Origin of the sequence: Phormidesmis priestleyi ULC007 (assembly GCF_001895925.1) — a bacterium.
Classification (GTDB): Bacteria; Cyanobacteriota; Cyanobacteriia; order Leptolyngbyales; family Leptolyngbyaceae; genus Phormidesmis_A; species Phormidesmis_A priestleyi_A.
Genome location: NZ_MPPI01000046.1, coordinates 1 through 20,718 on the forward strand (window position 1 = coordinate 1; position 20,718 = coordinate 20,718).

Here is a 20,718-nt window from a genome sequence, read left to right on the forward strand (position 1 = left end):
CCTTGAACCTCCCTGACGAGCCTGAATTCATCTGCACTTTCCCGCATTCCTCACTCCTGTTCATCCCGCCATAGAAGGACTTCGATTTTTCTCCCTCGACATCACAACACTCAAGTTACGAATTCGATTCGCCTCAACCAGCCGATCATCCTGCGCCCTGGCGATCTTGAAATAGTGGTGTCCAACCTTTCCGAAGTGCTGCACCAACTCAAGCTTAGAACGCTGCTTTAAGTCGGCTCCCGTGTGAATATTCAACTCGTGCATCTTGATCGCGCTGACCTTACCGATGCCGTGAAACTTCTCGATCGGTAACGACTCAACAAACCTCTCAGCATCTTCTGGCAAAATCACCATCTGTCCGTTGGGCTTATTCATCCCCGATGCCATCTTTGCCAAGAACTTATTGAAGGACACGCCCGCCGATGCGGTTAAGCCTGTTTTTGTGAAAATGGAAGCTCTGATTTCTCGTGCGATCGTCGTCGCATAGGGCAACCCCAACTTATTCTCTGTGACATCGAGATACGCCTCATCCAATGCCACAGGCTCGACCAAATCGGTGTACTGCTCAAAAATGGCGCGAATCTGCTGAGAGATGGCTCGATAGACTTCAAAACGAGGGGGAACAAAGATCAGGTGAGGGCAGCGCTGAATTGCCACCCGTGACGACATTGCAGAGTGGATGCCAAACTTCCTCGCCTCATAGCTGGCAGCACAGACCACGCCTCGTTGATTCGGAGTTGCACCCACCGCCACAGGTTGACCCCGATAGCGCGGCTGATCTCGCTGCTCCACTGAGGCGTAGAAAGAGTCCATATCGACGTGGATGATTTTTCGCATCCCTTTGCCTCATCGTTTTAATTAGTCGCTCGGTGCCACTTTCTCTTTAAAGGCTTTCCCCGCAGAAAAGGCAGGAATCCGAGTCGCCGCGATTGTCATCTTGTCCCCCGTCTTGGGGTTGCGTCCCTCTCTCGCCTGTCTGATCCCGTGGTTCAAACGAGCCAAACCCAATCAGTGAGACTTTATCGCCAGAGGAAACCGCCTCTACGATCGACTCAATAATTGCCGTCAAAACAGTATCAGCATCTTTCTTACTGACCTCTGCCTTCTCAGCAATGGCATCCACGAGTTCACCTTTATTCATCGCCTTTGTCCTCAACACAACGCCGCCATTGTAGAGCAGGAGCGTAAAGGGTGCAAGTGTACTATGAGGTTCTCTGTTTCCATGAGAATCTCTACCTCAGCCATCTCTCATTCATCGTTTGAGGATTCTGTCACCCTCAACTCCTCCCGAATCGCCTCATTAATCTGCTGCAATTCCTCACTCGATGTCTTCCTCAACTCAAACCGCTCCTCTAACTCAGCTTGTAGTGTCTCCGGTAAACTCTTCGCCTTCTCATCGTTGATAATGACCAGCCGCCGACCGGGATAGGGCACAAAATCTTCAAACGGTTGCATCCCCGCTTCAATCAGTTTTTTTGCCAACTGCGTGATGGGCAGAGGTTGATTGCCATCCTCGCGGGTGTTGATCTCGTCGCACATATATCCACAAAACCAACTCAGTGTATCGAGGTCAGACTGAATCTGATCGAGAGTCCCCTGTGTCAGGACATAACTGAGTCGCTCACTCTCGCGAGGTGGATGACCGACATGAAGGGAATCTAAGAGACGATCGAGCGCTTTTGGGTTTCGATTCCAGCAGTGGCGAACCATTCGATCAATGAGCTTCTGATCGTCATCCTGTTTAGGCTTTCCAAATCCAACCATTACGCCTCCTCCATCAGTTTTTGAATCAGTGGCTCGATCCACTTCAATCGATTGCGCCGCTCTTTAGCCATAATCGCCGCTTTATAGTCGGCTCCGCCCTCCTCACCGATGTAGCAGGTCTTCACCCACTCACCAGGGCAGCGCTTCGACGGAAACATTGGCTTTTAACTTCGTCACCATGCCTGTCGAAATTGTCGCCCTTTAACGGGTCCGCTTTCAATCCAACAGCCCTGCGGAGTTACGTCCCCAGCACCTGCTAGATATGACCCAGCACTTAGGAACCTTTAGAGGTTGGTCAGTTAAATGCTGAAATGCGCTGATTCTGAGCTTCTCGATCGTGCCACTTCTGCACTAACTGTTTCAGAACGTTCACGTCTGCCTCTGTAAGTGCATCGCAGCCACCTTGAAGTAATCGGCACAGTTCATCTGCCCACTCGCCGTAGCTCGATCGCCCAATCACTCCATCTGAAGACTGAACGTAATCCACCAGCACATCGGAGTGAACTGAGAAGCCATCGCTTCCCCACTGAACGAGGCATTGAAGGAAGTACTCATAGTCTACGAAGACTCTATATCCAGGATTCCAGTGGGGCGCATTCTCTCGTCTATGCGTAAAGCCATTGCTGTCGAACAGTTCTCGCTGCTGCACTAAATCCCTTGGCGTACAGCCAGCACTAGGCGAAATGAAAGGCTGCCCCTGCTTGATGATCTCCCCATTCCGAACGATATCTCGTCTGCGGCTCTGCTGCACCATACTGAACTGCATTTGGGGATACTGCTGAAAGAACGCCGTCGTCTCAGCTACAAATGTCGGTGCAATTGCGTTGTCATCATCAAGATAAGCGACCCACTCACCCGTTGCCACGGACAGTCCCAAATTTCGAGCGTGACACAATCCAAACCCCGCAGAGGGATGTTCTAGTTCTAAGTAGACCAGCGAACAATTCAGCTGCAACGATTGAATCAGTTCGCGGGTCTGAGCATCCCTGCCGTCGTTTACCACAATCCACTCGAACTCGCAGTCCGAGTGGTTTAGAACGCTGGGCAGTGCGCGATCTCGCAGGAGTTCTGAACGAAAGTAGGTGGCAGTGATTAAGCTAAGTTTCATGTCGCCCACCGATAGAGCATTGATTTTTCATCGCTCATTGGTCGAACTCGCATTAGGTGGAATCCTAAATCTACCAGTGTGATCAACGCTTTGTAGCCCGACCTTCCTTGATCCGTCAGGCGATTAGACACCCCTATGGAAATCGCTCTCAGTCCATTGCTGCAATCGGATCTGCATCTCCACCTCCAAAAATCGCCCTACACACCGTTCGTCAATAGTCATGGGGAGAATGCAGAAACGCATAGAGGCTCCAGAATACGCTTGGAACCACCCAAGGCAAACTGCCTTCCCAATCTTTGAGCGATGCGGGTGGATTGCCTATCGACATAATTTGTTCTAGCGCGTCTCCGATCAATAAAGGTATCCAATCAGTCTAACCGCAGCAAGTCTGACGAAATCGACGCAGCGATCTGGTCTACGCAAGCCTTGATCTGATGCAGAAAGGCATCAGGTTCAATCGCATCCACTTGAACTGTGAGCGCGATCGCTGCCGCGATGACTGCGGCTCCTGCCTTAGCAAGCAGAGCAGTTATCGCTGCTGTAATCGCTGCATTACGGATAACGCGATCGCCTACCACTTCATTGGATATTAGCGCTGCTCATAGCACTCATCAGGATTGCAGTGTTGCCATAACTTTACATCCCTTAACATTTCCGTTAATCTTAGGTTATACATCCCGTTCCGAAGGGAACACAACCTCGCAATTATTCACTATGACCACCACGATTCAAAGACGCGAAAGCGCCAACCTCTGGGAGCAGTTTTGCTCCTGGGTCACCAGCACCGACAACCGCCTGTACGTCGGCTGGTTCGGAGTCCTGATGATTCCCACCCTCCTGTCTGCCACCATCTGCTTCATCACCGCCTTCATCGCCGCCCCTCCTGTAGACATCGACGGCATCCGCGAGCCAGTCGCAGGCTCCTTGATGTACGGCAACAACATCATCTCTGGTGCAGTCGTCCCTTCTTCTAACGCTATCGGCTTACACTTCTACCCCATTTGGGAAGCTGCTTCTTTAGACGAGTGGCTCTACAACGGTGGACCTTACCAACTGGTTGTATTGCACTTCCTGATTGGCATCTTCTGCTACATGGGACGTGAATGGGAACTCTCCTACCGTCTAGGCATGCGTCCTTGGATCTGCGTCGCCTACTCCGCACCTGTTGCAGCCGCAACCGCAGTCTTCTTGATCTACCCGATCGGACAAGGTTCCTTCTCTGACGGCATGCCTCTTGGCATCTCCGGCACCTTCAACTTCATGTTGGTCTTCCAGGCAGAGCACAACATCTTGATGCACCCCTTCCACATGTTGGGAGTGGCTGGAGTCTTCGGCGGTAGCTTATTCTCCGCCATGCACGGTTCACTCGTGACCTCCTCGCTGGTGAGAGAGACCACCGAGAACGAATCACAGAACGCAGGCTACAAATTTGGACAAGAAGAAGAGACCTACAACATTGTGGCAGCGCACGGCTACTTCGGTCGGTTGATCTTCCAATACGCCTCCTTCAACAACAGCCGCTCCTTGCACTTCCTCTTAGGTGCATGGCCCGTGGTCGGCATCTGGTTCACCGCCTTGGGCATCAGCACGATGGCATTCAACCTGAACGGGTTCAACTTCAACCAGTCCATCATCGACTCCCAGGGTCGAGTGGTGAGCACCTGGGCTGACGTGATCAACCGTGCCAACTTGGGCATGGAAGTGATGCACGAACGGAATGCTCACAACTTCCCTCTCGACTTGGCTGCTGGAGATGCTGCCCCTGTCGCACTCTCTGCTCCTGCTATCAACGGTTAAGCTGAACGGTTGAACTTTAATTAAGAGGTGTTTCTCAAATGAGGAACACCTTTTTAATGTAAATCTTTAATGAATCACCTCGATCCGTTGCTGTACCTCTATTGATGGCTCCACCGCCACGATTTTCCATTGCCCCTCGGCTTCTTGCAGCGACAGTGGGGCAATCGGTAACGACAATTGCACGATTGAATGTGGGCAGAATCGATGAGTGATGTTTCCACGCGTAAATCACTCATCGATTCTGCCCAAACTTCAGAACACGCCTGATTCTATGCCTCACGCGACATAAAGCGCGAAACTCCAGCACGAAAAGTCTGCACGCACGACAAAGAGCGCGCAACGACGCAGAAAAATCTCGCAACAAAAAGCGCGGGATGCTTAAAAGTTGCCATACTACAACACCCAAGACTATAGCCAGTAGGCGTTTTTGTCGTTCAAGTCACACGACACCAAGCGCGGGATCGACGACAAAAAGCGTAGGACGTGACAAATGACCTCCGATGCTTGGTTAACGGACCGTCGCAAAATTTTTGAAACCACGTCATCGGGGATTGAGAGCACGTAGTTGGTCAGGGCGGCTAACTCTGGTTCAGATTCAGATGCCGCATCCAGATTCTTCCGCCTGTAGGAGGGAATGAGATTAGGCGATCGCCCTCTCTAAAACCTCGATCGGGATGACCTGTCTCAAGGACTCCTTCGTTTCGGCGCAGTCTGCTAGTTCCCAAAGTTCACGAATCTCTTTTAGAGCCTCTGCCGTTAACCATTGAGCCAGTTCTAGAAGCTGATCTCCTGGATCGCCCACTTCTTTACTGCTTTCATAATAAATAGGTGATCCAGATTCGGGAACCCGCTGCTGATAGGCTTCGCGCTTGGCTTCGCGGCGGTTCAGGAGATCGATTGTAGCTTGCCAGTGACCAGCATCGAGCCGATGAACTTTCAGTTTCTCCCCTTCGTGCCCTAGCACTGAGCGTGACCATCGGAACGCAACCTTGACTCCCATCTGAGAGAGCATCTGATGAACGAGTTGGACGTTGGATGTTTCTGGGTTGACCGTGAAGTTGAGCAGTAGCTTTACCTGCTGGCTGTAAGCACGAATCTGATCAGCGCAGTCCTTCAGGTCATATTTAGTCCACTCACGAGTCGGAGTAAGAAACTCTTCTAGCCCTAGCTTTTCGCGCAGAAGCCGTCGCAATTCGACCCCTGAGATATCCCACGGGCAGAGTCCCTGATTCCAGCCAGCTTGTTTTTCTAAAGCTCTAGCAGTGCGATCAACCGCTAAACCGGGACACATCTGATTTTCTAGGTTCAGCAGCTCCCCGCGCCGCCTGCCGTCTTTGTCTGCCAATACATCGGAGAGCGTTAGCGACTCTGGATTCAGACAGTAGAACTCGCACAGGTAGTAACGCGCGATCGCCATCCGGTCTTCCGGGTCGATGCCTTCTTTACTCTCCAGATCTGCCACTTCCAGATAGCTCAAGACTCTGGCAGTTACAAGCGATTCTGCATCCATGTGTTTTAGTTCGTCTCTGGCTTGCTTAAGTAGAATTCTGGCAGCCGGATCAGCGGTTCGATCTTCTACCATGACCTGATTGCCCTCAAACTTTAGTCTAATCAGTAGGGTGTCTCGCAAGTGCCACATGGAGCGATTTCGCTCGGCTTCAAGGCGGCAAAACAAGTTAACGTGCGGGTCAGACCGCCAATCGTAACCTTCGATGCTGCCCACAAGATCTTCTCGTAAGTTGGAGCGAATCAAGCTCACCGTTGCGCTCGTTCTCTGTTGCAGAAGACTCTTCAACTCCAGAGCGTTGGTCGATCGAGCAATCTTGCAAAAGTTAGACCCTCGCTTTGCACACCACACAATCCGTTCCACGGGTTCTCGCACTCTCCCCAACGCTTGTGCCATGTCTGCGTCGGTCGAGGACGCTCCAGTGAAAATGCCATAGACTCTGGCAATGATGCCCTGAGCTTCGATGCTGACCCCGGTTGCCATTGAAGGTGTGCAGATCATTACGTCATGTTCATGGCGTTCTAAAACCGCGTCAGGATTTTGAATACACGAACGTTCAACGTCATCCCCGCTCGTTTCTGAGTTGATACACAGCACTCGTTTCTCTGGGGATTCTTGAGCGATTAGGCGCGCGATAGCCTTGGCGGTGCGAAGGCTATCGGTTGCCACCAACAGCACTTTCCCAGAGTCGAGGGCTTTGATCTCGCGAATCAGTTGCCCGACGATCGCCGTTCGATCAGGAGATTGAATGAACTGAACCGGGTAGCCTTTGGGTTGGTAGTCATTGCGAAGCAAAAACACAGGCAGATCATCCCCGCGCAGGTCTGCGAGATACTGCAAGGTTGCATTATCGAGGTCAGCGTCTGCGACCACCACTAGGCGAGCCACAGTCACCAATTCTCTAAGCTTTGCCAATAGTGCGGGTCGCTTCCCGTCTTTTCCGCACGTTGAAGACGTGAGGAGATGTCGCACTACCTGAACCACTTCGTCTAAAACCAGGACACAGCCTCTAAAAGATTCCGGGTTGATTGCCAGGAACGAATCGACGCATAGTCCAATTCTCAGCGTGTAGGCACTGCCATTGATAAACTGCCCGTTTACTTTGTCGAGGTCGCCTTTGTAGTCTAGCCCCAAGCGTTCTGAAAGGTTTCGCATCAGGGCGATGCGGTGTCCTGCGGCTAAGACTTTTTCGGCATTGACCACCAGGGAGGCAGCAAACTTTGTTTTCCCAGTTCCTTTGGGTAATGTCCTAGACGTGTTGTTCGGGTCTAGATGGATAGTCCAAAGGCGATGCGATTGATGAACAGTCCAATGACCGCATCGTGCATCACAATTGACTTAGAGAAGCAAATCGTTTTTCGCGCTAATCGCTTAATTCGGGTTCGCAAGGTTAAATGCTTCCGCTCGATCTGCTGAGTGTTCCGCTTTCCAACCGTGTGAAACACAGGAGGGATATGACGTTCATACGCCCCCCAGCCATCGCTATAGAATTGCATGATGCCAAAAGGCTCCAACAGCGCTTTCAACTCCAGAAAAGCTTTGTCTTTGTGGTCTGCTAACACATATGCCAATACATGACCTGTCGTATGATCAATCGCCCACCACAACCAGCGCTGTTGAGTCTTGGATTGGACAAAACTCCACATTTCAGCCACTTCGGCTTCCACTTCGCAATCGTCTGCAAGGCAGAGGCGAACCATCGTTTGGGTTGGTTCCAGCGCCGCTAACACCGCTTCATTCACTGCCCTCAATCGAGGACTTTTTTTAAGCGTTTCCATCACGGTGGTCGTGCTAATGCCGAGTACTCGTGCAGTGTCTCGGATGCCACTGCCATTGATTGCCATCTCACTAATCTGGTGCTTCACTTGTGAACCGTAAGCTGCATAACTGTACTCTTGAATAAAGGTGCTGCGCTCACAGTCGGAATTTTGGCAGCGATACCGCTGTTTGCCTGCGGCAGTCGTGCCGTGCTTAATCACCTCGATGCCAGCGCAATCCGGACAATGAATGGGCTCTAAAACCATGATGCTGAAGGATTGAATGAGTTCACTTCTCTATTTCAGCAGATTCTCTTAGCCGCAACAACACATTTAGGACATTACCTTGCCGTTCTGTCTCGCTTTCCCAAATCTCCGACCAATCGAGTTTCCACTGGCTGAGTAGTCGCTGAAGATTCACTAGTTCAGTCGCGTCAACCTCTAAGTTAATGCTGGGGACGAGCTACTCAATGAAGAGCTGACTCTCTCTGACCAGATGTTTTGCGACCTGCTCATCTGTTCCACTCTCAGCCAGGGTTTGAATCCGCGTCAAGTTCAAGGCGAAGCTCTCCCATTGAGCTGAATGACTCGCTTGTAGATAACGAGATTTCAGAAGGTCAACCTTTACGAGATGGTCTGAATTGAGCCAATCTATCGGTTGCAATTTTGCCTTCACTCCACACTCGCATGAGCGGCGAGCCAAGCACTTAAGTCCGTCCCACTCGAAAAGTCTAACAATGCCTCGCCCAACTCCTCCAGTTGTGCCAAAGGCAACTCTGCAATTTGAGATTTCACAGCATCCGAAACGGTTCCCACCCGTTTAGTTAATAGTCGTAAGATCAGCGATCGCTCCGCCTGCTCTCCAGTCCGTTGTTCCCATTCCAAAAATGCTTCCGATAATGCCATCAGTGCCTCCCGTCCTGTAAAGTCCTCATTACCGCCTACGTCTATCTTAACCTTCCAACTTGCCAGCAGTCTCAAAATTCCATTCCGACGCGGATGGGTCGGTGGCAACGCCAGCACCTCCCGAATCGCTCGCTCTTGCGTCTCATCTCGACCCAAAATTCGCACCCACAGAGTCTCTTCCGTCTCTGGAAGTTGGTCGATCGCCACGATCGCCGTCTTAAAGAGGTCTGAAAGAAAGTAGACTCCTGGCAGCCAATCCGATTTGACGACTCCACCCACTTCACTGAGCAGTGGCTTAGACGTAGTTGCTGCCAAAACCCACAGCATCGGCAGTGCATCTTCGGGTAGGACATCGAGCTGCGCCTTGCGCCGTTCGTCTTCCTGTATCCAGACCAGCTTCATCACCGAGACCCGGACATCGGTTCGCGTGGGTGTATTCCGATAGGGTTCAAACAGGCAAGGTTTCTGCACCATACGTCCTAGAAGTCCCAAATCATCAGTTTGAGCCGCTTCCGAATTAGGCACAAACCACAGGTCAACAAACTTTGCTTCTCCTGGAATTTCATACTGACGTTGCACGGTGTCGATCGGGGCGAGAAACTCTTCTAAATATTGCTTGGATAGTTGATCAAACGTATTTTGAGCCATGTCATTGAGGAAACAACGGTAGAGGGATCAGGATCAATAACAGCGGTCGATCAACCCGATGTGGCGTAATTTTGCTCAGGTTAGCGATCCCAATCTTACAGATTAGAACGCGTTCTGGGTGTAGAGAGGACAAATTGCCTGAACAGCCAATGCTTCTGCTGCTGACCAATCAGAAAACGAAGGTTGTTGACCCCATCGAGTCAGCATTCCGCCTTACTTATTTCTTGTGTAATGAGGGAGCAATATCGCTCTCTTTTACACAAGAAAATCCTGTAGGACTCGCTCTCAATCTTTTGTAAAAGCACGTCCTCGCCTAAGTTGAAATCTGCGGTGCTGGCAATTCCTACTCTTCAACATCCAAATTTGCTGCCCTGAGCTTTAATCTAAGCATCGCGTTTTCAACGGTGCTTTTCTTGTGAACGTCACGGCATCCATATCCAGGAAATTGACGATCGCTGACTCCACCACTTGGTTTAGATTGAGTCCGGTTAATCAGACTCTTCTACCTCGATCGAGCCTGAATCTTGCAACGCTCTCTTCTGCTGCACCGCTTGGACGATTGCCGCCCGTATGAAACTTGCCCGCTCCTCAGTCGGCATCAATTCCAACTCGTCATCGATCGACTGTGGCAGACGCACTCCACGAACTTTCTTGGACAGCGGTTCTGCACCGATTTGGGTGAAAGTGCCACCCTGAGATCGCTGGTGTGGATTCTTTAACGGCATGAGTTGATGGAAACGAGTAGCACCATGTTAACACGCTTATAAAATCGCTCACTGCAATCACAAATACTTATCATTAAAAACCTTAAACAGTTGCGGGATGCGTGTTAACACGCTAAAATAAAAGCATAAACCAAAGGCACCTGCCGAAGTCGCTAAACCCAACAGGTGCCTTACTCCAACAAGGAGCTTTACCATGATGCCACTTTACATTGACACCGAGAACGTCGAGCAATCGCTCAATACGGCGGCAACGGAATTAGTTAGTGTCACGAATTATTCGCGCTGAGGAGCGAGGGGAGAAAAGGGCTTAGAACGGGGAAGCCCCTCGAAGCAGGAGCCCTTCCATGACGATCGCAGAACGAGAACAACAAATTCTCAGAGTTCGACAGCAAGGTGTGCATCCGGAACTGGAAGCAGCACTTGCAGAGCAATTACGAAGGGAAGTGGTGAACACGGTCAAACAGGTGTTGGAAGGGGCGTTACGAGAGGAAGTGACGGAGTTTCTGAAGCACCTGGAGGGCAAGAAACCGTACCGCTCCGGGTACTATGAGCGGCAACTGCATACGCAGTATGGAACCATCGAGAAGTTACAGGTGCCGAAGTTACGAGAACGGAACCCGGAACGCCACTGGCAGATCTTGGAACGCTATCAGCGGAGTTTGGGGAATCTACTGGATTGGCTGTGTTGCTTGTATGTCATGGGACTGTCGTTGCGAGATTTGCAAGCAGCCTTGTATTTTGTAGTAGGTCGAGTTCTATCGGTGAATGCCGTGAACCAAATCACGTTACAAGTTCAACGACGACTGGACGCGAAACGCCAAGCGCCCTTCGAGCAAACGCCAGCGATTATCTTAGTCGATGGGGTGTGGGTAGACATCCAGTATGTGATTGCCGATGAGTACAAGGAAGACTTATCGGGACATCTGCGGCAACGACGGCAAGTGGAAGAACGAGTCGTGCTAGCTGTGATGGCAGTCTGGGCAGATGGACGCACAGAAGTAATCCACTACGAGGTTGCCGAAACTGAAAGTGAAGCCGCTTGGCGGGATCTATTTGCCCATCTGATTGAGCGCGGATTTGACCCCAAAGCACTAGAACTAGTCTGTAGTGATGGCAGTTTAGGACTCCCACCCGCAATTGCGGCTTACTTCCCGAATGCTCAACAACAACGCTGTATCACCCACAAAGTCAGAGGCATTGAGCGGCATCTGAACTATCAGGAACTGCCCCAAGTAGACGCACAACAACAACAACAACAACAACCGCTCAAACTCACCGATGCCAAGCAACAACGGCGCTTTGAAATCACGAGTGATGCTTATGATATTTTCGAGGCAGTGGATGTCAACCAAGCACACGACCGCTTGCAAGACTTTGCTCAAAAGTGGCAATCACGCGAACCCGATGCAGTGCGTACCTTCCTCAACGATAGTGAACTCACCCTGACCTTCTATCAATTCCCTCACGACCTCCATCGCCATATTCGGACTACGAATCACTTGGAGCGCTTGTTCCGTGAGTTTCGTGCCAAGTCAGATGAAATCGGGGCATTCCCGAATGAAATGAGTTGTCTGACCGTTTTGTGTATGGTGGTAGAGCGGGATCATGCTAAACATGACCGCAAATCCTCCGCGAATAATTCGTGACACTAACAATATGTAGATGCAGGCATCTCCGCCACCAAGCTTGGAAAATCCCTAATTCAGCACCAGATCGGCTTGCAAGACATCCGATCGGAAAAAGTGAACTTCCAAAAAGCCGTCGTCAAAACGGAGATCGCCCTGACTGAGCTTTCAGAATTACATCTCAAGCTGGGCTATCAAAATGCGTTTCTCCCAGTTCTAGAGCAGGATTACATCCATCGCCTCGCCGAAGCTCAAAGCAAAGCCGAACTCTCGCAGCGCAAAGCGATGGCTCACCAGCACGAAGTTGAAATGAAATACCCCACGATCGACGTTCAAACCCAGCAGATTGTCGCCTAAGCCAAAGTCCCTAGCGACGTTATCAGCCCTGCTAGGGGCATCTTTCCCAACCCCTTGCACAGATAGGAATTGGAGCTATGGTATCACTCACCTCCTTCAGAAACGCAGGTCAGCACATCAGTCTCGTCGGGTTTCTCGGCAGCGCGATCGCCCTCATCACCTCGACGACGATTTACGACAATTCAAAGATTGCCAGTCTCTCAACGCTATCCGGTACGCTCTCCCTATTTGCGTGCGTCAGGATTGAGCGGAGCCACGATCACGCACGCCTCAAGCAAGAGCTAGAAGCCAAAACCGACACGCTCCTCAGGCTGGAACACGAACTCAGAGACGTAGACTATCAGCGCAGCCAGCTTTCCACTCAACTCAAACCCTATCTCACCCATGACGGCATTCCCGTCGATATCCACGCCCTCAATTCCAACAACGAGTCTCTCCGGCGCGAGTTGAGCAACGTGGAGCAACGCCTGAGCGATGCCTCTCTCCAGCTAGCTGCCGTGCGAGACGAGCGAGAATCCTTGAAGCAGGACTCCGATCTGTTGAGAAAAGAGGTGGCGATTGCTGAAGGAAACAAAGCTTACTGGAAACAGACCTTCGATCGAGTGCTCACCGACCACGAGACAGAAGTCGAGACGCTCACTGCCAAAGTGAACGAGTTGAATTTAGAGAACATCCACTTCAAAGCCCAGTTTGCAACTGTGGATGAAGTGGCGAAACTCCGCGCCAACCATGAGCTATACGAGATTCAAAGCAAGCTGAGAGATCTCAACGATCAATACTTTCAAACCGCAACTCTCTACAACTCAGCGGTCGCCGATCTCAAGAAGCTCAATGCCGATTATGTGGACGAGTTCACCGAGTTAAACGAAGCCGTTTCCAAGGGAATTCCGAATGCGTTCCAGAGCGTATTAGATGCCCGCGACCAGGAGTTGATGCGGCTCTCAGGGCATCTCAGCGTGCTGTTGCAGCCGCAATACTTTGAAGCCATCGGAGAATACGAGCGAGCGAATCGGCTGATCAAAACCCTGTGGGAGAGTGAACAGTGCATCTGCTTAGATGCCTCTGAAATCGTGCCGTACAGCGACCAAACTGGGTTTGACGTGTATTTCAACCTGCGCGATCGCAAAAGCAGAGGGCAAGCTTTTATTGAGGGACTGAACGATCGCGGGAACGAGTTCTCGATCGTCTGTGGCTGCATCAAAGACCTAAAGTTTGAATACGACCGCATCAACCCGCACCGGATCAAAACAGCGATGGTATTTCGCAAAGCTCAAAAGGCGGAATCGAAAGCCACGATCGATAAACTCTGGATTCCGACGGCTCAATTTGAGAAAGTCTACAAGCTACTCAAAAAACCCGTCAGCCGCATTATGGGTTCGACGGGCGAAGGAAAAGGAATTTTTGTCAACCTGCTGCTGGCGATCGAGGCGAACCAGCTCGCCCCAACCTTCACCCGTCTCCACGACCCGATGGACGGCTCCAGCGAAGACTATTGGCAGATTTCCAAGGCTTCTAAAGGCACCTCAGCAACGAAGAAAGCCGTCAAAGCCTTTGTCTCAGAATTCAAGCACCGTTTAGAGAATGGCATTTCTGAACCCAACACGCTAGATGTGTTTGATGAAATTGACATCGTTGCAGACAGCGATTCCTCCATTAACAAAGACTTCCTCTCGTGCTCAAAGGGAATGCGGCACAACGGCATGAGAGCGTATCTGATTGGTCAGTCTCCGAGTGTGGGCAAAAAGTTTTGGGAATGGGCAGACATGGACAATTTTAACTGTGTCTATTTTGGGACGGCGATCATCACGGCGATCGACAAAACACCCGCCCTAAAATCTCAAGCATCTGCGCTGAAGAAGAATTATGACAAGTTGAGAGAATTTTGTGACAAACAAAATGAAGACCTGGATCTAGAGGGTGGCAATCAGTACCGTTTAGGGCTGCTCGTCACGAGTGGAAAAGCAACGTTTTTTGAACTGCCGAGCGCAGATTCAATTCCTTGCAACTGGTCAAAATTGACGGAAGAATCAGCAGCGATCCAATCTCCTTTTGAGGGTCAACGAACATCTGAACCGACTCAGATAGAATGCCCTGAATGCGGGTCAGTCAACGTAAGAAACAAGGGGAAGACTAAAGACGGCAACAGTAACTACATGAAATGTAAGAACTGTGAGCACAATTTCAAGGTCAGTTTGTAGCGCCCATAATGTTGGGCAAGAGATTAGGCACGGTTAGGCACCTGCCCAACACACCTCCAAAATCCTTGATGCGTATAGCCTCTAGGATTGGGCAAAAAGTGGGCAGCGCTCCATGTTGGTTAAATGGGCATCGCCCAATCACGTTAAGAAATGCCTGTTGATTAGTGTTAGGAGAAATCGATCATCATGTACGGAACTCGAAATTCGTCAATCAAGGTTATGCTATTAAGCTTTTTGGCAGGCTGGATATTTGGCACGTTCTTTAACGTCATCCCCAAATCCTCATTCCCTTGGCAGCCATCGCAATCAACTAACTTTAAGAAGGGGTAGACAGTGCGTAACTTTTTGAGAATCCTGCTCACCTATCTAGTTCAGTTTTGTGGTGCCTCAATCGCGGAGTTTGCCATACGTTCTAGGGACGCGCGATCGCCCACCTTAATTCCCACCAAGTAGCATGAATGGCGAAGTGGATATCAATTCCCAGGCGTGAAGAAATTATTAGACAAGCCCAATGGGAAGAAATCGAAGCTTTTGTTAAGGGAAATTTTTGGCTCCCTAGACGCTGCTCTTACCCAAATCGTACCTGCACTTTTACAGAAAAGAATGAACGTTATTCTTCATTCGTCACGACAAGAACTTCTAGAGCGGCTGGGTAATTGAGGATATCAGAGCAACGGTTGAATTTTCAGATGAATTGGGCGGAGCCTGATTCATCTTCGTCTAACCCACGTTCGGCAGCGCACTGTTTTCCGAATCACCAAGCATTTGAGCTTGAGTGAATGCCTGGGCAATTTCAGATAAGGGACAATTCAGCATCTCGCAAAGAACCTGCATCTGCTGAGGAGTAAATCTTGGAACGTTACGTCCTGTCTCCCACGCACTGACAGTTTGAGGACTCACTACCAATGCCTTCGCCAAGTCTTCTTGACGAATACTTTTTTTACGACGTTGAAAGTGCAGCCAATCGCCAAAAGTCATAGGAGTAGAAATAGACGGATTCATGCCGGAACTAGGAAGCTTAGCTTAAGAATATCCCAACACTCAGCTTACACGGTAAAAATTTCAATTGTCCATATTTTTGCAGCTTTGATCCACTAGGAAACTCTACACTTATAGAACTATCTGCTGGAGTGGATCAAAATATTCTTCTAAAAATGAATTCTGCTTGGATGATCTGACTTTTATTTTTTGCTAGATAGCAAACTTAACAGATAAGCGATCACACCCATTCTCAGAGCAAGAGAAAATAAACCTCTATTATGTAGCTATGGTGTAGATAGCGATCGATCTAAAGGTGAAGCGACTCACTTCTGGGTACGATTGTGGAAATCCTGGTTCAATTCAAAACAGTGCTCCGTTCATATGGAATCTACCAATGCTTCGCGAGTAACGCTCTTGCAGGCAGTTCGAGCTATCAAACAGGCTGTTGCGCCTAGACGCACCCGAATCCTAATCGATGAGCTTTTACCACTGCTCAGTGAGCAAGAGTGTGACATGCTAAAAGAGGCGATCGAGCTTGAACGCTTGGAGCGGACTTACTCTAGTGAGCGGCAAGAGCCTACTGCCTTAAGCGAAGTCAGGATTGAAATCAAAAACGTTCCGTACAAATCGGTCAAGAAAGGAACCAAACACAATCCCTATGTCTACGTCCGATGGCGCGATCGCAGCCATGAGGACTTGTATTTGGGAGCCATGCTTGCCCCCACCCAAGGAATTTCGTACAGCTATACAACTCAAGCTGACGGTAGCATCGAGTTTACAGATAAAAATTTGCTCAAGTTGGTTCACAAAACGAAGCAGACCGTGCGTTACATCCGGTTAATTTCAATAGAGCCTCAACTATTTGATGACGTGGGCAGCGAGGTCAAGGGACAAGCGTTGCTCAAGGTTGAAGAACTGCACCCGGAATTTCTCACCCCGATGGGTGGTCTCCGAACGTACTACTTTCCAGTGTGTATGAAAACTCAGTTTTCTAAGAAAGAGTGGCAAGTTGAAGCAGTTGGGACTCAAACCGCTCAGCAAGAGGCTGCCCCCCCTCGTCGATTTAATCTGAGCCGTTGATTGAGCTAATTTCTTCCTAAAATATGGGTTCCCCAAAATTCTATTGAATATAATCCTGTAAGTAGCTGTCCGGCTGTCGCTTGGCAGCATGTGCTGATTTGAGGAATGATTATGAATCAATTAATACCTCTCGACATCGATCGAGAGCTGGCTTTGCATCGGCTGGATAACGTTAGCGAGACTATTGAAGAGCTACTTGCTGGGGGAGTCACTACCGATGACCTTGAGGATTCAGGTGTTCTCGGTGACTGGAAATCTAGTGAAGAGAAACTTCAGGAGCAGCGAAACCGAAAAGTGGCAGGAAAGGAACTGCTACAGTCGCTCGCTGAACCCCTTTTTGGCTCTAATGAGTCGTGTGCTGAGGAGTTCTGATGCTCAAAATCACAGAATTCGATGTCAAAACTGGAATTACTCTCCGAGAATTTGATCTTGAGACTCAAGAGCTTCAACCTAAGCAAAAACAGATTGAACACTCTTTCCTTGAACATTGGTTCAAGGCGAACAAGATTGAGAATGCTCAGTTTTTCTTGGGGAAGTTTTACGATCGCGTCACGGATGCAGACCGCCAACGATTAGAAGCAGACGGCAAAGTCTTAGTGTTCAGCAATGGTCGGACTGGCTATTTCACCGATCCGGAGATAGCACAACTGTTGACACAGGGAGATGCAGAACAGGGAATTCAACCCATTTATGCGGCTGACCGCAACACAGCCCATAACGCTGTGGCTTACGGTAGTCTTATCGTCTCAGATGGGATGAGTTCCACCCTGGTTGATTTCGCCACCACAGGTCACAATGCCCGAATTCTGGTGATTGATGATGAAGCGCGATCGTGTGGACGTGTCGGTCTACACGATCGGCATAGACGCTCTATTTCCATTGAAGATCTCAATAAGCTGTATGACAAAATGGGCGATGGAACCATGCTGGTTGCAACATCCGTCATGAAAGCTCTGCTGACTGAAGCAGAAATTGAACAGGCGATCGTGAACGCCTCAGAAAAAGCAGGTGTAGAAGCAGATGTTGGTGAACTCATCAGCACTTATCAGCGAGAAGGCACACTTAAATCATTCCCGATTCCGGCTGAAGTTAGTGAGGCGATCGACAAGCGCCTGAACTACCTAACTCACACCACGGTGACCCAATTTCGCGCCGCTACCCCCGATTTACCAGGAATGGTAAAGGGGACGATGGCAACCAGTCGGTGGTGTGAGCGGTTGGGCGTAGATGCCATTCTCTCCAAAAATGACATCAAAGGAGATGAAGGCACTCTGTCTGAACCGGGAATCAAGGAAGTTAGCCAGTTTTGGATTAGCCGTAAATCTGATGGCAAATACGGCGACCAGGTTGTCGGTCCACAGGTCAAAGGCTGTATTCCCGAAGCGACACTCACTGAATTCAATCCGCGTCTACTGGGGCAGAGTGAGGCGCTGGCAGAAGTCGCGGTTGATCCGAAGCGGTTAGGGCAGTACTACCTCGACCAGAAAGATAAACAGCGTAAGGCTTTGGCAGAAGAAGGTCACGACCAGGACGATCGCTCCGATTGGCTTTACGACGTTCTAAAAGCCGACTCATTCGGGCAGTTGGATCAATTCAGCAAAGTTAACTATGAACTTGACCGCTATTTGCGCGGTGAACGAGTCGATTTGGCGGTCGGTGGAATCTACGTCCCATCCGCAATGGCACAGCATCACGAGCAACTGATGCCTTGGGAAGTGTGTAATAAGGATTTGCCACATGGCGCGATCGTGGCGTATTACCGCTCTCCATTTCCCAACGTGGGCGCAGCCGCGATCGCGATCGCCATCAACAATACTGAAACTCTTAAACAAAACGACCTTGAAGCGTTTCGCAAGGAAGGCGTTGCCTATCTCAACCCTTGGACAGCGAAGCACATCGCGATTACCGATTTTGACAAGGATGCCAATGGCTATTTTGTTGGCTATCTGCCAGCCGTTGAAGATTTACCCGATCGTATTCGAGCAGAATTGGCGACCGTCGGTGAGCAGCCCTTAGCCAAGCAGTACGAGGCAGGACGATCGCTGTTTGGGCGGTTGATTGCTCAGATGCAGATGGCTGGGCATTTTTATTGCTCTTGTTTGGCTTTAGTTAAATAAAGCACATAGCTAAATTTTATTTATTCTTAAAGTTTTATTAGGGCATTTAGCCTGATCAGGGTTGAAAATTGTAGAGAGTCCTTATCTCCATGTATAAACTGTGGAACCTGTAACGATAGCAGCAGCGATCGCAACTTTGTTTTTCTCTGAGTCACTGAAAGCAGGTGGAAAATCTTTTGGTGAGGGTGCTTCAAAAATTATTGCCCAGATAGTTTCAACTGTTCGCAATAAATTCAGAGCCTTTGGTACAGAAGGGCTACTCACACGAGCAGAAAAGCAGCCTACAGAAATAAATGTTGATTCTGTCAAAGCTGAACTGGTGACACAGATGGCAGAAGATCAAGATTTTGCTGTTGAAATAGCAGATTTACTAGCACGACTAGAATCGACAGGGATGACGATACAACTTATGGGAAGTGAGATCAACATTACAGGCGATCTTGAAGTAGATAGAATGACTCAAAAAACAAGCGGAGATAGCTTTGCTGAACAGCGAATGCTAACTAACGTAAAGGCTCAGAATATCAAGCTAGGTGAGTTAACTCAGGAAAATAAGAGCTATGAGTCCTAATAAAAGCCCTTCAGAAGAGGAACGTCCTAACTCCGAGTTTCGACAAACGGCTATTAGCAACGTTGAAGCACAAAACATCTGGGTTGGTCGAATATTTCAGACCATAATCTACTTTGGAATTTCTGTAAATAGCAGTCAGCGTCGCTTTGCCCAGTTTCTTTCAATTCTTGTCTATATAGCTTGTCTAGTGTGGGGGGGTATTAAACTGATTAATGGCGAGCCGGAACTTTCCACCTATGCAATGTTGGTTTTAGGAAGTGGACTACTATCATTAACTTGCATTTACTATGCTTGGTTTTGGAAACCAGAACTACGAGATCAATCTCCATCTGATCCTAACATTAATTCCTCTAACAAGTTAGTTAAGCAACAACAAACTAGGGAGCAGCAACGAAAATGGACGCGCCGTTCAACGATGATGGGTGCGATTGCCATTCCCCTTCTAACATATGGTGGGTTCTTTATCTGGCAGAGCCTTCCTCCCAAACACAGTATTATTCTCCTAGCTGAATTCGAGCCAGACAAGGGAATACCGCCATATCCTCGCGTTACTAACACCATCGAAGAGCAATTGGGAGCAGCTATCAGACCTTACTCCGATATTAAGCTCAAAAGATTGTTCCACTCCTTTGCGAACCATGGGGAAGCTCTAGCAGTGGGTCAGCAGTACAAAGCCTCCATAGTTATTTGGGGAAGGTATGGTGAGCAAGACAAAGGTATACTACCGGTCAGCTTCAACTTTGAAGTATTGAAAGAGCCAAAATACTTACCTAAATCGGTAAAAGCAGCAGAAAATTCAGGTGCAACTCTACTTCTGGACATTCCTCCTACTAAAAACCTCACTGTATATACAAATCTTTCTAGCAAGACAAGATATCTGACTTTCCTCACGCTAGGAGTAACGCGTTATTCAGCAGAGGATTGGGATGGGTCAATTAATTTTTCCACTGATGCGTTGAAGGATCTAGAGAACCCAGAACTGCAACAATCTAAACTTAAAGTAAATGATCTAGATCGAAGTCTTGTTTATGCTTTTCGAGGAAAAGTACATCAATTCAAGGAAAATGGTGAACAAGCACTTGCAGACTACAATCGAGCAATTGAAATTTCTCCAAATTACTCTATCTTTTACGGTTATCGAGGAAGTGTCTACAATATGCAAGGGAACCACGACCTTGCGATTTCTAATATGACCAAAGCACTTAACATCGAGCCTAAACTGCGTTTATGGGGCGATGATATTTTGGGAGCAGCTTATGTCATGCGAGGTAGTAATTATCTTTTCAAAGGTGATTTTACTCGTGCTCTTGGAGATATTAATCAAGCAATTCAACTTAACGCTACTTCTAGTCCAAATGGCTTAAAGATAATGGTCTTTGCTTATCGCCAAAGAGCGGTAGCATATGAACTTCTGAAAAATTATGCTCATGCAGATGAAGACTACACCAAGTCAATTGAGATTGCCCCAAAATATATGGCTTACACTTCTTACGTAGGGCGTGGACGATTTTATAGTACACAGCAGAATTTTACCCGTGCCATCGAAGACTTTAATAAAGCATAGGACTTACGCATTG

19 protein-coding genes and 1 pseudogene are annotated in these 20,718 nt (G+C 49.0%); 9 read left to right on the plus strand and 11 right to left on the minus strand.

The features are described 5' to 3' along the window. Positions 1–60 precede the first annotated feature (60 nt). The 6 genes and pseudogenes from dinB to BRW63_RS23300 all read right to left on the minus strand — a co-directional run bounded on the left by dinB (position 61) and on the right by BRW63_RS23300 (position 3,450). Positions 61–837 (minus strand): DNA polymerase IV, encoded by a 777-nt coding sequence (gene dinB, locus BRW63_RS23280; RefSeq protein WP_083583203.1) that lies wholly within the window; start codon positions 835–837, stop codon positions 61–63. A gap of 21 nt (positions 838–858) precedes the next feature. Continuing rightward, positions 859–1,141: pseudogene (locus tag BRW63_RS23285) on the minus strand (HU family DNA-binding protein). 107 nt (positions 1,142–1,248) lie between these two features. Beyond that, positions 1,249–1,764 carry a hypothetical protein gene (locus tag BRW63_RS23290; protein ID WP_073074773.1) on the minus strand — a complete coding sequence of 172 codons (516 nt, stop codon included), beginning with the start codon at positions 1,762–1,764 and terminating at the stop codon, positions 1,249–1,251. Next, positions 1,764–1,922 carry a hypothetical protein gene (locus BRW63_RS28565; RefSeq protein WP_181314508.1) on the minus strand — a complete coding sequence of 53 codons (159 nt, stop codon included), beginning with the start codon at positions 1,920–1,922 and terminating at the stop codon, positions 1,764–1,766. Before BRW63_RS28565 ends, BRW63_RS23290 begins: the two co-directional genes overlap by 1 nt. A 137-nt stretch (positions 1,923–2,059) precedes the next feature. Then, positions 2,060–2,872, minus strand: a complete 813-nt coding sequence (locus tag BRW63_RS23295; RefSeq protein ID WP_073074774.1) for a glycosyltransferase family 2 protein — start codon at positions 2,870–2,872, stop codon at positions 2,060–2,062. Positions 2,873–3,240: 368 nt separating this feature from the next. Continuing rightward, positions 3,241–3,450: a hypothetical protein gene (locus BRW63_RS23300; RefSeq protein WP_073074775.1), complete on the minus strand. Its 210-nt coding sequence runs from the start codon at positions 3,448–3,450 to the stop codon at positions 3,241–3,243. A gap of 136 nt (positions 3,451–3,586) precedes the next feature. Between BRW63_RS23300 and psbA the strand changes: the two genes are divergently transcribed. Further along, positions 3,587–4,669 (plus strand): photosystem II q(b) protein, encoded by a 1,083-nt coding sequence (gene psbA, locus BRW63_RS23305; protein WP_073074776.1) that lies wholly within the window; start codon positions 3,587–3,589, stop codon positions 4,667–4,669. Positions 4,670–5,309: 640 nt separating this feature from the next. On the opposite strand, the gene BRW63_RS23310 is transcribed toward psbA, so the two are convergent. The 4 genes from BRW63_RS23310 to BRW63_RS23330 form a co-directional block, all read right to left on the minus strand. Further along, the gene (locus tag BRW63_RS23310) at positions 5,310–7,454 is read right to left on the minus strand and encodes a plasmid replication protein, CyRepA1 family (RefSeq protein ID WP_317615841.1); all 2,145 of its coding nucleotides are present in this window, start codon (positions 7,452–7,454) and stop codon (positions 5,310–5,312) included. Further along, positions 7,445–8,200, minus strand: coding sequence for an IS1 family transposase (locus BRW63_RS23315; RefSeq protein ID WP_073074778.1), 756 nt, complete (start codon positions 8,198–8,200; stop codon positions 7,445–7,447). The genes BRW63_RS23310 and BRW63_RS23315 overlap by 10 nt, the downstream gene beginning before the upstream one ends. Before the next feature lie 405 nt (positions 8,201–8,605). Then, the gene (locus BRW63_RS23325; RefSeq protein ID WP_073074780.1) at positions 8,606–9,487 is read right to left on the minus strand and encodes a DUF4351 domain-containing protein; all 882 of its coding nucleotides are present in this window, start codon (positions 9,485–9,487) and stop codon (positions 8,606–8,608) included. A 488-nt stretch (positions 9,488–9,975) separates the two neighbouring features. Then, the gene (locus tag BRW63_RS23330) at positions 9,976–10,212 is read right to left on the minus strand and encodes a hypothetical protein (RefSeq protein WP_073074781.1); all 237 of its coding nucleotides are present in this window, start codon (positions 10,210–10,212) and stop codon (positions 9,976–9,978) included. Between the two features lie 344 nt (positions 10,213–10,556). Between BRW63_RS23330 and BRW63_RS23335 the strand changes: the two genes are divergently transcribed. From BRW63_RS23335 to BRW63_RS23345, 3 genes are all read left to right on the plus strand, one after another. Further along, a complete protein-coding gene (locus BRW63_RS23335) occupies positions 10,557–11,858 on the plus strand; it encodes a transposase (RefSeq protein ID WP_073074782.1) in 1,302 nt (433 codons plus the stop codon). Between the two features lie 96 nt (positions 11,859–11,954). Next, positions 11,955–12,194, plus strand: coding sequence for a hypothetical protein (locus BRW63_RS23340; protein ID WP_181314510.1), 240 nt, complete (start codon positions 11,955–11,957; stop codon positions 12,192–12,194). A 77-nt stretch (positions 12,195–12,271) separates the two neighbouring features. Then, positions 12,272–14,392, plus strand: a complete 2,121-nt coding sequence (locus BRW63_RS23345) for a hypothetical protein (protein WP_073074784.1) — start codon at positions 12,272–12,274, stop codon at positions 14,390–14,392. A 720-nt stretch (positions 14,393–15,112) separates the two neighbouring features. Here the strand turns inward: BRW63_RS23345 and BRW63_RS23355 are convergent. Continuing rightward, positions 15,113–15,394: a helix-turn-helix transcriptional regulator gene (locus tag BRW63_RS23355; RefSeq protein ID WP_223257485.1), complete on the minus strand. Its 282-nt coding sequence runs from the start codon at positions 15,392–15,394 to the stop codon at positions 15,113–15,115. A gap of 360 nt (positions 15,395–15,754) precedes the next feature. On the opposite strand from BRW63_RS23355, the gene BRW63_RS23360 reads away from it, so the two are divergent. The 5 genes from BRW63_RS23360 (at position 15,755) to BRW63_RS23380 (ending at position 20,705) form a co-directional block, all read left to right on the plus strand. After that, entirely contained in the window at positions 15,755–16,453 is a 699-nt protein-coding gene (locus BRW63_RS23360) for a hypothetical protein (RefSeq protein WP_073074786.1), read from the plus strand. 111 nt (positions 16,454–16,564) lie between these two features. Continuing rightward, complete coding sequence (locus tag BRW63_RS23365) at positions 16,565–16,825, plus strand: hypothetical protein (RefSeq protein WP_106254231.1); 261 nt, start codon at positions 16,565–16,567, stop codon at positions 16,823–16,825. Beyond that, positions 16,825–18,570 (plus strand): hypothetical protein, encoded by a 1,746-nt coding sequence (locus tag BRW63_RS23370; RefSeq protein WP_073074788.1) that lies wholly within the window; start codon positions 16,825–16,827, stop codon positions 18,568–18,570. The genes BRW63_RS23365 and BRW63_RS23370 overlap by 1 nt, the downstream gene beginning before the upstream one ends. Positions 18,571–18,670: 100 nt before the next feature. Beyond that, positions 18,671–19,141, plus strand: coding sequence for a hypothetical protein (locus BRW63_RS23375; RefSeq protein WP_073074789.1), 471 nt, complete (start codon positions 18,671–18,673; stop codon positions 19,139–19,141). Continuing rightward, positions 19,131–20,705, plus strand: coding sequence for a tetratricopeptide repeat protein (locus BRW63_RS23380; RefSeq protein WP_073074790.1), 1,575 nt, complete (start codon positions 19,131–19,133; stop codon positions 20,703–20,705). Before BRW63_RS23375 ends, BRW63_RS23380 begins: the two co-directional genes overlap by 11 nt. Positions 20,706–20,718 lie beyond the last annotated feature (13 nt).

Coding starts and splice junctions, on each gene's coding strand:
- BRW63_RS23355 (WP_223257485.1), bottom strand. CDS start 15,394: ATGAATCCGTCTATTTCTACTCCTATGACTTTTGGCGATTGGCTGCAC.
- BRW63_RS23335 (WP_073074782.1), top strand. CDS start 10,557: ATGACGATCGCAGAACGAGAACAACAAATTCTCAGAGTTCGACAGCAA.
- BRW63_RS23290 (WP_073074773.1), bottom strand. CDS start 1,764: ATGGTTGGATTTGGAAAGCCTAAACAGGATGACGATCAGAAGCTCATT.
- BRW63_RS23295 (WP_073074774.1), bottom strand. CDS start 2,872: ATGAAACTTAGCTTAATCACTGCCACCTACTTTCGTTCAGAACTCCTG.
- BRW63_RS23330 (WP_073074781.1), bottom strand. CDS start 10,212: ATGCCGTTAAAGAATCCACACCAGCGATCTCAGGGTGGCACTTTCACC.
- BRW63_RS28565 (WP_181314508.1), bottom strand. CDS start 1,922: ATGTTTCCGTCGAAGCGCTGCCCTGGTGAGTGGGTGAAGACCTGCTAC.
- BRW63_RS23380 (WP_073074790.1), top strand. CDS start 19,131: ATGAGTCCTAATAAAAGCCCTTCAGAAGAGGAACGTCCTAACTCCGAG.
- dinB (WP_083583203.1), bottom strand. CDS start 837: ATGCGAAAAATCATCCACGTCGATATGGACTCTTTCTACGCCTCAGTG.
- BRW63_RS23370 (WP_073074788.1), top strand. CDS start 16,825: ATGCTCAAAATCACAGAATTCGATGTCAAAACTGGAATTACTCTCCGA.
- BRW63_RS23315 (WP_073074778.1), bottom strand. CDS start 8,200: ATGGTTTTAGAGCCCATTCATTGTCCGGATTGCGCTGGCATCGAGGTG.
- psbA (WP_073074776.1), top strand. CDS start 3,587: ATGACCACCACGATTCAAAGACGCGAAAGCGCCAACCTCTGGGAGCAG.
- BRW63_RS23360 (WP_073074786.1), top strand. CDS start 15,755: ATGGAATCTACCAATGCTTCGCGAGTAACGCTCTTGCAGGCAGTTCGA.
- BRW63_RS23365 (WP_106254231.1), top strand. CDS start 16,565: ATGAATCAATTAATACCTCTCGACATCGATCGAGAGCTGGCTTTGCAT.
- BRW63_RS23325 (WP_073074780.1), bottom strand. CDS start 9,487: ATGGCTCAAAATACGTTTGATCAACTATCCAAGCAATATTTAGAAGAG.
- BRW63_RS23345 (WP_073074784.1), top strand. CDS start 12,272: ATGGTATCACTCACCTCCTTCAGAAACGCAGGTCAGCACATCAGTCTC.